The sequence below is a fragment of the Nitrincola nitratireducens genome, from assembly GCF_000585235.1.
Taxonomy (GTDB): Bacteria; Pseudomonadota; Gammaproteobacteria; order Pseudomonadales; family Balneatricaceae; genus Nitrincola; species Nitrincola alkalisediminis.
Genome location: NZ_AONB01000019.1, coordinates 25110 through 38834, shown reverse-complemented (window position 1 = coordinate 38834; position 13725 = coordinate 25110). Strand labels below are relative to the sequence as shown.

Genomic DNA, 13725 nt, shown 5'->3' with positions numbered 1-13725 from the left:
AATCTAGAATTAATACAAATTAAACGTTATTCATTTGATCTAACGAGTTAAAATTACGCAAACTGTCAGAATCCACGACTACTTTAGCCATACCCACACTGGCATACCAACGATCAGGCTTTCGCTCTCCCTCTTCAAGTGCTTGCAACAAATTTGGTAAAAGTTGGCGATGCAACAATACAACCATCGGCTGCAAAAACTCACCATCAGCGGCAACCACAATCTTAGCATTCGACTCACAAGCCGCCTGATAAAAATGCTCAACGAGGTCTAACGCAAGAAAAGGACCATCACAGGGAACAAACATCACCCAATCATGCTGTGCAGCCTGAAGACCTGTCGCAATCCCCAGCATCGGCCCCTGAAACCCGCCTTCAATATCTGGCACAACCTGCAGACCTAATGCTCGATACGCATCAATCGAACGATTGGCATTTATAATCAACTCATCAACCTGAGGCTGAAAGCGCGATACAACTCGCTCAATCATGGGCACGCCTTGATAAGGCACCCAGCCTTTATCGACCCCACCCATGCGCTGCCCCTGCCCTCCGGCAAGTATCACTCCGCTGATACTGACCTTCGTGCGTGGAGTATTGTTACGATGATTGACCATGTAAACGCCCTTCTTTTAATACCCAAGATTCATGACACATACTCAATAAAGATCCAGACTGGTGCGCCGTTAGAAGCACCCCTGCGCCCTCATCCAGAATGTGCTTAACCAAATCACCAAAGCGCAAAACAGCCTCCGTATCTAAACTGGCTGTCGGCTCATCTAGCAACCAAAAGGTGGGACGCATAGCCAAGCTCTTGCCATTGCTAGAGCTTGCCGTTGCCCCCCCGATAAGGTTCTCGCTGACTGACCCGCCAACTCAGTCAACCCAGCCCACGACATGGCCTCATCAAGACGCGATACACTCTCTTTTTTGCTCAGTCGTTGACTGTTTAACACTAAACGCAAATTTTCTCGAACGGTCACATCGAATAAATAGGGATGCTGATGCAGATAACAGACACGTCCATCACCCACCTTTAGTGCATTTAAGCCCACACTCACTTTGCCACTGTCTGGCTTTAACAAACCAGATAAGACTTTCATCAGTGTGGTTTTACCACTGCCATTTGCTCCCTGCAAATGAATGAATCGAGATGCAGGTAACACCAAGCGATCGACTTGCCAGAGCGTTTTTCCACCATAACGAATGCTGATATTCTCTGCCGATAAACGGGTCATTGTGATACACCTTGAATACTGCGACCGCGACTCATGCCAACCAATAGATTTAACAACAATGCTAAAACCAAAAGAACAATTCCTAAAGCAATACCTTGAACATATTCGCCTTTCGTCGTTTCTAGGGCAATGGAAGTCGTAATGGTTCGTGTATAACCTGCGATATTCCCGCCCACCATCATTGCGCATCCCACTTCTGCGATAATCCGTCCAAAAGCGGCGACCAAAGCTGCCAGAACCGCAAACTTAACCTCCCGCGTAATCAACCACAGCGTTTTTAATCGCGAACAACCAAGGGTACGGGCTGTCTCCCAAGCGTGTCGAGACACCCCTTGATACGCCGCATGAAGCATGGTTACCAATAAGGGAAAACAAATCAGAATCTGGCCAAGAATCATGGCAGGCTGCGTAAAAAGCAAGCGTAGATCGCCAAAGGGCCCATTACGCGATAACAACAAAACCAAAATCAAACCAATCACAACGGTTGGAACAGACAAGAGTGTATTGTTCAAGGTCACAATCATCCAATGCCCCGGAAATCGCCAAAAACTCAAAGCAAAACCCAAAAGCAATGCAACAGGCAACGCCAAAAACAACGCCGTTAGCGACACTTTAAAGGAGACAAGAATAATCCCCCAGAGGGCGGCATCGCCAGACAAAAGCAAGGCCAGTGCGTCAAAGGTAGCCTGAGAAATGGATTCCACGCAATTTTCTCCAACATGTAAGGCATGAAAAAAATGACTGACGTTAATCTAGCAAGTGCTTAAGATCAATAAAAACGCCCCAATTAGGGGCGTCAATCAAACAAATGTAAGAAGGTAAAGCGTACTTATTCAGAATCTGCCGACGCAAAAAACAAAGCCTCACCCTCGATTTGAAACGCATTGATCAAACGTTGACCCTCGGTGGAGACCAACCAATCGGAAAGTTGCCGAGCCAGATCAACCTTCACATGAGGATGTCTCTCTGGATTAACTAAAATAACCTGGTAAGGATTGAATAAACGCTCATCGCCTTCGTAAACAAGCGCTAAATCTAACTTACTTTTCATCGCTAACCAAGTACCACGATCCGTTAAAGCATAAGCTTGTAACTCATCCGCAATCGATAACACTCGCCCCATACCTTGCCCAACGGCGCGGTAGCCAGCAAATGGCAATGTGATATTTGCGGCGTGCCAAATTTCATTCTCTTTAATGTGTGTACCCGAATCATCACCCCGTGAAATAAACATGGCATCACGCGCAACCATTTGCGTAAAGGCGTCAACAGCACTGTTAACCTCTTTCAATCCTGAAGGATCATTTAACGGGCCGACAATCACAAAATCATTGTACATGAGTGCTTTCGGTTCAATGCCATACCCAGCAGCCACAAATGCAGCTTCTGCTTCAGGTGCATGCGTCATCACTAAGTCAACATCGCCATCCTGACCCAAGCGTAAAGCCGCACCGGTACCCACCGATATCACATGCACCTGCACACCTGTTTTGGCTTCGAACTCAGGCAGTAAAAAGTCGAGCAGGCCTGAGTTATAGGTACTCGTAGTAGTCGCTAATCGAAGCTGGGCATCTGCAAAGGACAGCCCCGAGTTTACGAAAAGGCTGATCAGCAGAAGTCCGAATATCAAACGTTTTATCATATTGAGTCCTTTTTATTCTGTGGCTTATAAGAAAAGTTACAACTCACAGTTTGCAATCTAAAGACCAGTATTTTTAAAGAAAGCGTCCAAACTCACACAGTTCGCGGCCTAAATAAAAAACCTAAGCAGAAAACCAAAGCACATTCTATAAGCGTATCTTCTTAAATTGAGACAAAATTACACATATAGAATGGGATATGAGACAATTCGTAGCAGCCTGTTTAAAAAACTCTGAGTAACGCGATGACTTCTTCCACTCTTGATTACAACTTGTGCCGTTCAGCTTCTGTATTGGTCGTTGATGATGAATCAGGCATGCGCAGCTTTTTACAAAAAGCTCTTCAAAAACACTTTGGCTTAGTTGAGGTTGCGGGAAGCATCGATCTAGCTGAAGAAATTCGACGCCGCTGCCACTTTGATTTATTGATTGTCGACGTAAAACTGCCGGGGCGCTCTGGGATTGAGTGGCATGAAGCCCTTGATGATCCCAATCGGCACTCAGACGTTATTTTCATGACCGCCTACGCAGAATTGGACACAGCTATTCAGGCACTACGTGTGGGGGCGGCTGACTTTATTCTCAAGCCCTTTCGACTTGAACAAATGATGAACGCCGTCATGCGCGTACTCAAACGTAGACAACTCGCCCGAGAGAACTTTTTATTACGGCGAGAAGTCACGCGTTACCTTGAATCGGAAACCCCCATGCTCGGCAACAGCAACTCGATCAAACGCCTTGAGGCAGTGATTCGACGCGTTGCTCCAACTCCCTCTGCCGTATTGATAGAAGGTGAGTCGGGCACAGGAAAGGAACTCGTCGCACGCGCGTTGCACCAACATTCGGGACGTGAGGGTCCGTTTGTACCGGTCAACTGCGGTGCTATCTCACCCGAACTCCTTGAAGCAGAGCTGTTTGGCCATACTAAAGGCGCCTTTACCGGTGCTGACCGCGCGCGTGAAGGTCTGTTTACCTATGCCGCTGGGGGCACTCTATTCCTAGACGAAATTGGTGAACTGCCTTTAAGCATGCAAGCCAAACTCCTGCGAGCACTTGAGCAAAAAACCATTCGTCCAGTTGGAAGTGAACGAGAGATCCCTACTCAGGTTCGTATTTTGGCAGCAACCAACCGAAAGTTGAGTGAAGAAGTCAAAGCCCATCATTTTCGTGAAGATTTATTCTTTCGCTTAAACGTACTGACCCTAACCCTTCCCCCTTTGCGTGACCGTGTTGAAGACCTTCCGCAACTTGCTCACTATTTCTCACGTAAGCTTTCATCTGATTTAGGCCTACCGGCTGTTCCCTTTACGCATGATGACCTCAAAGCCATGCAGTCCCATAGCTGGCCCGGCAACATCCGAGAACTCAAGAACTTTATCGAACGGTGTATCCTTTTAGGTCATCTCCCCCTAGACGAACTCATTGATGATGAAGATGACCAAAACCTAGGCGCTGGCTATCCAAGTTGCTGGCCCTTAGAAGAAGTTGAAAAACGACATATTTTAAGAGTACTGAGTGCTTGTGAAGGCAACAAATCAGCCGCGGCGCGCCAACTCGGAGTTGCGCGCAAAACACTGGATCGCAAACTGGTCAGCTGGATGGAAACGGATATTAGCGCCCCGATGCTCATGGACATTGATGAACCATGATGCCATTACCTTGGCGACGCTCCGTTCGGGGGCGTTTACTCCTTCTAATTTTAACCCCCATATTACTGACGTTAGCCGCACTGATAGCCTTAACAGCCTACTGGACAACGACATATACAAACAGACAGCTTTATATGAAAGTGGCTTCAGATCTTGCCGTGGCACGTAGCACGTTGCAGTTAATGCAAGATCGACAACTGGAGAACCTAGAACTCTTAGGCCACACTTGGTCACTCCCCCCCTATTTGCTACACCATGATAGAGGTGCACTCAACGCGCTCCTTCAAGACATGAAGTCACGCTATCGCGTCGACTTTCTACGTATTTTAAGTCCTGATGAATTACTAGACCTGGCCAGTACGCCATCCGGCACTCAAACCAACGTCAATCGGCTACTAGGAGGGAACAGTATTAAAGGTTTATCCGTTCTGACGCCGTCCGAAATGAACGAGATTGACCCTGATTTACCGCAAAAAGCCCTTACTCAAATCATTCAAACGCCAAGAGCCAAACCGACGGATCGAACCTTTGAAGACCGAGGCATGTTTGTTAGAACACTGCACCCCATTTTAGATGCCAATGGCCAACTTCTCTATGTTCTGGATGCTGGGTTGATGTTAAACAACAATCTAGAATTTGTGGATCAGATTCGGGATCTAGTCTATGGACAAGATGCTCTGCCCGAGAGAGGTATTGGTACCGTCACTCTATTCTTAGGGGATACGCGGATCACCACCAATGTGCCTGTTGATCTGAACTACGACCTTTCGGATACAGGGTTTATCCGAGCCATTGGCACACGTATTTCATCTGAAGTACACAATCGTGTATTCGTAGAAGAGCGCATCTGGCTCGACCGTGCTTTTGTCGTGAGCGACTGGTTTATCAGTGCATATGAGCCCTTATATGGTTTAAATAATGAGCTGATTGGTGTGCTCTATGCTGGCTTTTCTGAAAGCCCATTCTTCGAAATGTACCTACGCACTTTAGGTGAAATGGGGTTAACACTGACCTTTGTACTGTTGATCTCTGCCATTTTAGTCTGGCGCAGCGCCAACCACTTGTTCCATCCGATTCAACGCATTCATACGTCGGTGATGGCGGTTCGATCTGGCTCAAACCAAACACGTATCGGTCAGTTACGCAATGAAGATGAGTTTTCAGATCTCGCCCATCAATTTGACTCGATGCTGGATGAGCTGGATGCTCGCCAAGAAACAATTCGACAAGCAGCTGAACGGCTAGAGCAAAAAGTAAAAGAACGCACCCTGAGCTTGCAACTTAAAACCGAGGCACTTGAGGAGTCTCTTGAACTCTTAAAGGCAACACGAGCTGAGCTTTTTACCAAGGAAAAGCTGGCCGTACTAGGTGAGTTAACGGCAGGCATCGCTCATGAAATTAACAATCCAGCCGCTGTAATTTTAGGACACATGGATTTATTACAGAGTGAACTGGGCCCTTCTGCCAGCTTAGTTCAAGAGGAGATTGATACGGTTATTGAGCAGGTCTATCGTATTCGAGCCATTATTAACAATCTTTTACAATACTCACGCCCCGGACAAGTGATCGACCAATTGCATACCCTAGCCGTCAACGACGTGGTCAAAGATACACTGGCACTGGTTCGCCATGCCTTGGATAAAAAATGCATTCAGGTGCAACAAAACTACGAGTATTTAGGGGAAATTGAAGGCAATCGCCAACAGCTTCAACAGGTGCTAATCAACCTGCTGTTGAACGCAGCCAATGCGATGCCAGCGGCTGGGAACATATGGGTATCCACTCATGCTTGGACAACGCATGACGGCGCACCCGGCGTTGAAATCCGCATCCGTGATGAAGGAGTTGGTATCTCTGAAGATGTACAGGCACGTATTTTTGAACCTTTTTTTACCACAAGAGAAAACGGAAATGGATTGGGATTATCCATCAGTCGCTCTCTTGCGCGTCGCTACGGAGGGGACATTACAGTATCCTCAACACTCGATACCGGCAGCCAATTTAGTATTTTTTTACGTGAAAAGGCGGTTATCAATCAAGAGGATGAGGAAACCATGCGTCAGTTACTGTCTGGGTTCGGAGTCGTATAAAAGACAAAGCTCACCTCACTCCCCTCCACGACCTGAGTTGCGGGAGGGATAATGGCCATCGCATTGCCCCATACCGCCGAACTCAGCACGCCTGAGTTCTGATTCGGGTAGGCCGACAAACACCACTGACCTTCTTGCCAAGTGGCTTTAACCCTCACATATTCTTGACGTATCTGAGTGGTTACCGAAAACTGAGCGCGTCCCACCAGCCTTAAGGATGAGGATGATGCACTCTCACCCGCTAAACGCTTGAGCAGAGGAAGCACAAACACATGCGCCCCAACAAAGGTAGACACCGGATTACCAGGCAACCCAATAAAGGGGGTGTCTTTAACGTGGCCAAATGCGAGGGGCTTGCCTGGCTTCATGCTAAGCGCCATACGCTTAACTGCCCTAAGGCTTCAACCGCTGGTTTTACGTGATCTTCTTCTCCGACAGACACTCCTCCAGTCGAAATCACAAGGTCGGCACTGTCCGCTGCATCCTCCAAAGCCGTTAGGGTTTCTTCAAAACGGTCACGGACTTGGATAAAACGCACCACCTCCACCCCCTGTGATTGCAAAAAACCCTGCAGCAAAAAGCGATTCGAATTGTAAATCTGCCCAGCCTTTAAAGGCTCACCCGGCTGCACCAGCTCATCTCCCGTTGACAGCAAAACGACACGGATCGGCAGAAAGACTGAAACCTGCGCAATCCCCACACTGGCTAACAATCCTAAATGACGGTAGTCCAAGCGTGTGCCTGCTTTAATAATGCATTGCCCCGCTTGGATATCCTGTCCTTTGGGGCGAATATTCTGCCCTATGCGGATATCACTTGGCACGCAAACATCATCAAATGCGGTTAAGACAATCTCTTCTTGCATGACCACGGTATCGGCCCCTAAGGGAATTTCGGCGCCTGTAAAAATATGCGCACAGGTACCGGGCCTTAATGGCTGAGATGCCTGCCCCGCCGCTACACGCTGAGAAATCGGCAGTGGTGCCTTTGCATCCGCAAAGCGCAATGCATAGCCATCCATTGCACTGTTGTCTGCTGGCGGGACATAACAAGAGGCGATTTGGTCTTCAGCCAACACTCGACCCGCCGCCGCCATTAAATCGACAACTTCAATACGTTGTAGGGGGGCGACTGCAGACAACATATGTTGAATTGCATCATCAACAGCAATTAGCGTACTGGCCATTATTCTCTCTGTCTGTTTTCAAGTGTTGATTAAGTATGTAACTGCTTACCTTGAAGTAAGATCCCAACAAAGTTACAAGGCTTGTGGCGACTGTCCAATTGCTCAAGCAAAATACGATTCCACGCGGTTTTACACGCACCTGTCGAGCCAGGTAAACAAAAGATAGCAGTACGATTGGCCAACCCTGCCAAACACCTTGACTGCACCGTCGATGAGCCAATCTCATGCCAAGACACCTGACGAAACAACTCACCAAAGCCTTCTATCTCTGTATCAAATAACGGGCGCAGCGCTTCAGGGGTTGAATCCCGTCCCGAAAAACCAGTCCCCCCCGTTGTCAGCACCACCTGAACCTCTCGGTCCGCAATCCAGCGACTGACCACGGCTCTCATTTGATACACATCATCAGGAATTAACTCACGGTCAACCAAGCGATGTCCAGCCGCTTCCAGTAATGAAACTAGAGTATCACCAGAACGATCTTCAGCCAGTGTTCGTGTATCCGACAGGGTCAGCACGGCGATATTAAGGGGAATAGATTCACTCATTCTTTTGCCCCTTTCTTGGCCGCCTCACGCTCTGCGAAAGCGGCTAACTGTTCTGGCGTTGCGGGTGCTTGATACAGGTCTTTCCACTCACTGTAAGGCATCCCGTACACATGCTCACGCGCATCTTCATAGCCTAATTCAATACCCTTGGCTTCGGCAGCCGAGACTAACCACTTGGCCAGACAATTACGACAAAAATCTGCCAAAATCATAAGATCAATGTTTTGCACATCTTTATTGGCGTCTAAGTGCTGAAGTAACGTGCGAAATGCAGCGGCCTCTAGCTCAGTCTGAGTGGTTTGATCCAATGTTTTCATTGTCGTTATCCTGTACAGAGTTTTTTAAATGACAAGTTGATCCCGCAGGCTCACACTTCATACCTTTACAGCAAGGTGTTGATATTCTGGAAATAAAAACACATAGCGCTACATGAGTCTAGAAAGATTTTCAGTCTTTCCAAACTAGGATGATACTCCACCTCGCTCATAAAAAAACGGCCTGATAGGGGTGAGGTCCATCAGGCCGTTTAAACAGATCACATACCTTAAGAGGGCTTAAGATTTGTTTTGCTTTTGCTTAACTTCTTCATACCAAAGATCATGGTGCTGTTTGGCCCATGACTCATCGACATAACCTGTCTTCATTCCTTCGAATGCCCCCTCGGTCCCCAACGTACCTATGTATATATGACCAAAGGCCGCCGCCATTAACACAAGGGAAGACACCGCATGAATGATTAAGAATAATTGCATGGTTTCGCGCGTTTGGCCGAAGTTAGGAAAGTCTAACACCAACCCAGAAGCGACAACGGTCAACCCTACAAAGACAATCATCCAAAACCACACTTTTTCACCCCCGTTGAGATAGCCAGCAGAGGGGTGGCCTTTACCGACAATTCCACCGCCTTTAATGAACCATTTCAGGTCAACAAGGTTAAAAAAGTTGTGTTTAATCCATTTCACTATCATGACCAAAACGCCTAAAGAAAAGAGCGGCCCTAAATAGTTATGTATGTTTTTCGCAGCGATCATCCATGCCGACCACAGACTGGTCGGTAAAATCGGCATCAGGAACCATTTTGCGTACAAAATTGAAAGCCCCGTTAATGCCAAAATGATAAACAGCGTAGCAACATACCAATGGATGGCTCTATCCCAGCGCGTCCAACGCTCTATCGTCTTCCCCGTTCTTGGATGTGTGAGCTTTACACGACCAACCAACAGGTAAAAGAAAGTGATCGCCGTTAAGCTTCCACCCAGTGCCAACAAGCCACCCGGTGAAATCCACTCATTGCGAATTTCTTTCCAACGCTCTCCCTCTGTCATAATGAGTGTGTCTGCACCCACGCTTCGAGACGTTGTTCGGCCACTCACGCCTCCGGCCGCATCCCGCCAAAAGTCAGGAGTTGTTCCAGGCATGGACTGCAACGCCTCGCGACGAGCATCAGCTCCTTGACTTTGCGCAACAACTGGCAGGCTGAACAGACAGCCCACCAGCAGCATCACCAGCCAGAATCTTACACTCGTTCTAGACCGTGATTTTTCCATAGCTATACACTCTGCGTCGCGTCATAGGCTAAGTCAGCCGCATTTTTAGCCAACTGCTCAGATTGATCTGCTTCATGATCCGCAGCTCCCCATGCACTGTTGCGATGACCACGGTAAACCACACGCTCACGGAATATATCAGCAACTTGCTGAGCATCACCTGCCAAAAGCGCCTTGGTAGAGCACATTTCCGCACAAAGCGGTAATTTCCCTTCACGAAGACGGTTGGCTCCGTACTTCTGCTGTTCAAGCACTGGATCAGACTCTGGACCACCTGCACAGAAAGTACATTTGTCCATTTTTCCACGTGCACCAAATGCACCCTGTTGCGGAAATTGTGGTGCGCCAAAGGGGCACGCGTACAAACAATATCCGCAGCCAATGCATGCATCTTTATTATGCAGAATCAAACCGTCCTCTGTCGGATAAAAACAATCCGTCGGACAAACGGCCATACAGGGTGCATCCGTACAGTGCATACAGGCCACTGAAATCGACACCTCTTTACCAATCTCACCATCATCTAAGGTCACAACACGACGGCGCTGAATCCCCCATTCGGTTTCATTGGCATTTTTACAGGCTGTAACGCAGCCGTTACATTCGATACAGCGCTCTGAGTCACATAAAAACTTCATACGAGCCATGGATATTCTCCTTACGGGCTTTTAATCACAAATAAAAGCCCTGCTTTATTTTTTGTGGGTTCAGGCCGCTTTCTCGATACGGCATACGGTACATTTCGTTTCTTGCATCAGGGTCACGGGATCATAACCGTAAGTCGTCACCGTGTTTACAGCCTCCCCTAGCACGTACGGGTCACTGCCTGCCGGATAGCGCTTGCGTAAGTCCTCACCTTGGAACTCACCACCAAAGTGGAACGGCATAAAGGCAACGTCACGATCAACACGATTGGTGACCATGGCTTTGACGCGCACACGTCCACCTTCTGGACCATACACCCACACATCATCACCATCAGCAATACGCAGGGTATTGGCATTAAATGGATTGATCTCAACAAACATATCCTGCTGCAGCTCGGCCAACCAAGGGTTGGAGCGGGTTTCGTCACCACCACCTTCGTACTCAACCAATCGTCCAGATGTCAGAATAATGGGGAACTCGGCACTGGTGTCACGATCCTGAATGGTCTTATAGAGTGTTGGCATGCGATAGAGGGATTCAAAATCATCCCAAGTCGGATACTTAGCAACCAAATCACGACGCGTGGTGTAGAGAGGCTCGCGGTGCTTAGGAATCGCATCTGGGAAGGTCCACACCACGGTTCTGGCCTTACCGTTACCGAATGGCGCACAACCGTGTTTGATAGCAACTCGCTGAATACCGCCCGACAGATCAGTTTTCCAATCTTTACCTTCAGCTGCGGCTTTTTCAGCATCGGTCAAATCATCCCACCAGCCAAGCTGTTGCAGCATTGCGGCTGTAAACTCCGGGTGACCATCACCAATCTCATTACCCACAGGTGCCGAGCCTTCCGCCAATAGGGTTTGGCCATTGCGTTCTACACCAAAGTTGGCACGGAAACCTAAACCACCATCTTTAACCGGCAAACTGGTGTCATAAAGCACATGCGTACCTGGATGCTTCATCTCTGGTGTTCCCCAGCAGGGCCAAGGCAAACCATAGAAGTCCCCGTGAGCCTCGGTACCGACCGCACGCAATGAGGTAAAATCAAACGCATGCCAGTTTTCTTGATGGTACTTCAAACGCTCTGGGCTTTGGCCTGTGTAACCAATGGTCCACATACCACGGTTGTACTCACGGACAATATCCTCAATCAGAGGCTCATTGCCATTAATGGCGATGTTCTTAAAGACCTGATCCGCAATACCCACTTTTTTCGCCAGTAGATACATAATTTCATGATCGGGCTTAGATTCAAAATGCGGCTCAATTACTTTGCTGCGCCATTGAATCGAACGGTTAGAAGCCGTCACAGAACCATAGGTTTCAAACTGAGTGCAGGCAGGCAATAAATAAACGCCATCGGTACGGTCATTCATAACCGCTGCCACGGTTGGATAAGGATCAACAATGACCATCATATCCAGTTTTTTCATGGCCTCACGCATTTCAGGACCGCGTGTCTGTGAGTTGACGGCATGACCCCAATAGAACATGGCACGAATGTTATCGTTTTGCGCCATCTTCTCTTTGTCTTCAAGGACACCATCCACCCAACGTGACACCGTAATACCGTTGGTGTTCATGGGCTTACCGCCACGATACTCTGTCTGATCGAAACGGTTTTGAATCCACTCGAAGTCCACTCCCCAAACACCCGCCCAGTGCTTCCAAGCACCGTCGGCAAGGCCGTAATAACCGGGCAATGAATCAGACAGAACACCAAAGTCAGTGGCACCCTGAACATTGTCGTGACCGCGGAAGATGTTCGCTCCACCACCGGACTTACCAATGTTACCCAAGGCCAATTCAAGGATGCAGTAAGCGCGAGTATTGTTATTCCCCGTCGTATGCTGAGTTCCCCCCATGCACCAAACGACACAACCCGGGCGGTTATCAGATAGCAGCTTAGCGGTTTGATACATGGTTCGCTCGTCGACACCCGTGATGTCCTGCACAACATCCGGTGGGAACTGCTGAATTTCTTCGCGGATCTCATCCATGCCATAGACGCGCTGAGCTAAATATTGCTTATCTTCCCAGCCGTTTGCAAAGATATGCCACAAGAGTCCCCACACATACGCTACGTCTGACCCCGGACGAATACGAACATACTGGTTCGCTTTTGCAGCAGTGCGTGTAAAGCGGGGATCCGCCACAACCACTTTGCAATTATTGCGCTCTTTGGCAATCAACACATGCTGCATCGAAACGGGGTGAGCTTCAGCGGCATTCGAGCCGATGAACAGCATAGAACGACTGTTTTGCATGTCGTTGTAGCTGTTGGTCATCGCGCCATAGCCCCAAGTATTGGCCACACCTGCAACGGTTGTCGAGTGACAAATACGGGCTTGGTGCTCAACGTTATTGGTTCCCCACAACGACACCATTTTGCGGAACAAGTAGGCTTGTTCGTTGTTGAACTTGGCAGAACCTAACCAAAAGACGGAGTCAGGACCGGACTCGGCACGAATTTGTTCAATTTTGTCGCCCACTTCATTGATGGCTTGCTCCCAGCTCAGCTTTTTCCACTGACCGTTTTCAAGCTTCATCGGATACTTCAAGCGACGAGTTGAGTGACCATGATAACGAAGAGCAGCCCCTTTCGCACAATGAGCGCCCTTGTTAATGGGGTTATCAAAGGCCGCCTCTTGATAAGTCCACACACCATTTTGTACGTGGGCATAGACACCACAGCCCACGGAGCAATGCGAACAGATGGTTCGTTTAATCTCAACTGGGGCACTGGATTTAGGCGTTGCGGCCTGCGTAGGACGGATCATGGTTTTACCCAGCAGTCCGGTTGCAGCGATACCACCAGCGGCTAGGCTCGTGCCCTTTAAAAATCCACGACGACTCACACCTAGGCGATTCGCGCTCTGTGAATCCAGTGACGAGTCACTGGTTTTTTTATGTAGACGCATTTTCATTCCCTCAATTTTCGAGTGTATGACCGTCGTGATCAGCGACAGCTAGCATAATAGGCACGGATATGGTCCGTTTCATGGTAGCCCTGAGTATCCGCAGCGGGGGCCATGTCAGGTACATCCGTTGAAGCAACGGCCTGGCCTGCAGTCACGGCAACACCCGCAGCAGAAACGACAGCCATTCCTTTCAGGAATTGACGGCGTCCAACACTTGCTTTCTCATTAACAGGTTGTTTCTTGTTATGCATGGTAT

The 13725-nt window shown here is 48.5% G+C and carries 15 protein-coding genes; 2 read left to right on the top strand and 13 right to left on the bottom strand.

The window, feature by feature from the left end:
- Positions 1-19: 19 nt before the first annotated feature.
- From mobA to D791_RS14550, 5 genes are all read right to left on the bottom strand, one after another.
- Positions 20-616, bottom strand: a complete 597-nt coding sequence (gene mobA / locus D791_RS14565; protein ID WP_036513133.1) for a molybdenum cofactor guanylyltransferase MobA — start codon at positions 614-616, stop codon at positions 20-22.
- Positions 600-803, bottom strand: coding sequence for an ATP-binding cassette domain-containing protein (locus D791_RS19180; RefSeq protein WP_051514568.1), 204 nt, complete (start codon positions 801-803; stop codon positions 600-602). Before D791_RS19180 ends, mobA begins: the two co-directional genes overlap by 17 nt.
- Positions 779-1237 carry an ATP-binding cassette domain-containing protein gene (locus D791_RS14560; protein ID WP_051514567.1) on the bottom strand — a complete coding sequence of 153 codons (459 nt, stop codon included), beginning with the start codon at positions 1235-1237 and terminating at the stop codon, positions 779-781. Before D791_RS14560 ends, D791_RS19180 begins: the two co-directional genes overlap by 25 nt.
- Complete coding sequence (locus D791_RS14555) at positions 1234-1941, bottom strand: ABC transporter permease (protein WP_036513131.1); 708 nt, start codon at positions 1939-1941, stop codon at positions 1234-1236. Before D791_RS14555 ends, D791_RS14560 begins: the two co-directional genes overlap by 4 nt.
- Positions 1942-2066: 125 nt before the next feature.
- On the bottom strand, positions 2067-2879 hold the full coding sequence (locus tag D791_RS14550) for an ABC transporter substrate-binding protein (protein WP_036513129.1): 813 nt from the start codon (positions 2877-2879) through the stop codon (positions 2067-2069).
- A 243-nt stretch (positions 2880-3122) separates the two neighbouring features.
- Here D791_RS14550 and D791_RS14545 point away from each other — a divergent pair, with 243 nt between their 5' ends.
- Positions 3123-4526, top strand: a complete 1404-nt coding sequence (locus tag D791_RS14545; protein WP_036513127.1) for a sigma-54-dependent transcriptional regulator — start codon at positions 3123-3125, stop codon at positions 4524-4526.
- Entirely contained in the window at positions 4523-6616 is a 2094-nt protein-coding gene (locus D791_RS14540; RefSeq protein WP_081763890.1) for a sensor histidine kinase, read from the top strand. The genes D791_RS14545 and D791_RS14540 overlap by 4 nt, the downstream gene beginning before the upstream one ends.
- Here the strand turns inward: D791_RS14540 and D791_RS21105 are convergent.
- From D791_RS21105 to D791_RS14505, 8 genes are all read right to left on the bottom strand, one after another.
- A complete protein-coding gene (locus tag D791_RS21105; RefSeq protein WP_237748663.1) occupies positions 6586-6984 on the bottom strand; it encodes a MoeA family protein in 399 nt (132 codons plus the stop codon). The genes D791_RS14540 and D791_RS21105 overlap by 31 nt on opposite strands.
- Positions 6981-7802 (bottom strand): molybdopterin molybdotransferase MoeA, encoded by an 822-nt coding sequence (locus D791_RS14535; protein WP_237748662.1) that lies wholly within the window; start codon positions 7800-7802, stop codon positions 6981-6983. The genes D791_RS21105 and D791_RS14535 overlap by 4 nt, the downstream gene beginning before the upstream one ends.
- A gap of 29 nt (positions 7803-7831) precedes the next feature.
- Positions 7832-8350 carry a molybdenum cofactor biosynthesis protein B gene (moaB, locus tag D791_RS14530; RefSeq protein ID WP_036513125.1) on the bottom strand — a complete coding sequence of 173 codons (519 nt, stop codon included), beginning with the start codon at positions 8348-8350 and terminating at the stop codon, positions 7832-7834.
- Complete coding sequence (locus D791_RS14525) at positions 8347-8667, bottom strand: DUF1244 domain-containing protein (RefSeq protein ID WP_036513123.1); 321 nt, start codon at positions 8665-8667, stop codon at positions 8347-8349. Before D791_RS14525 ends, moaB begins: the two co-directional genes overlap by 4 nt.
- A 237-nt stretch (positions 8668-8904) precedes the next feature.
- A complete protein-coding gene (locus D791_RS14520; protein ID WP_051514565.1) occupies positions 8905-9897 on the bottom strand; it encodes a formate dehydrogenase subunit gamma in 993 nt (330 codons plus the stop codon).
- Positions 9898-9899: 2 nt separating this feature from the next.
- A complete protein-coding gene (gene fdh3B / locus D791_RS14515) occupies positions 9900-10544 on the bottom strand; it encodes a formate dehydrogenase FDH3 subunit beta (protein ID WP_036513120.1) in 645 nt (214 codons plus the stop codon).
- Between the two features lie 60 nt (positions 10545-10604).
- Positions 10605-13469, bottom strand: a complete 2865-nt coding sequence (locus tag D791_RS14510; protein ID WP_036513118.1) for a formate dehydrogenase subunit alpha — start codon at positions 13467-13469, stop codon at positions 10605-10607.
- 38 nt (positions 13470-13507) lie between these two features.
- Positions 13508-13720, bottom strand: coding sequence for a twin-arginine translocation signal domain-containing protein (locus D791_RS14505; protein WP_036513116.1), 213 nt, complete (start codon positions 13718-13720; stop codon positions 13508-13510).
- Positions 13721-13725: the final 5 nt, after the last annotated feature.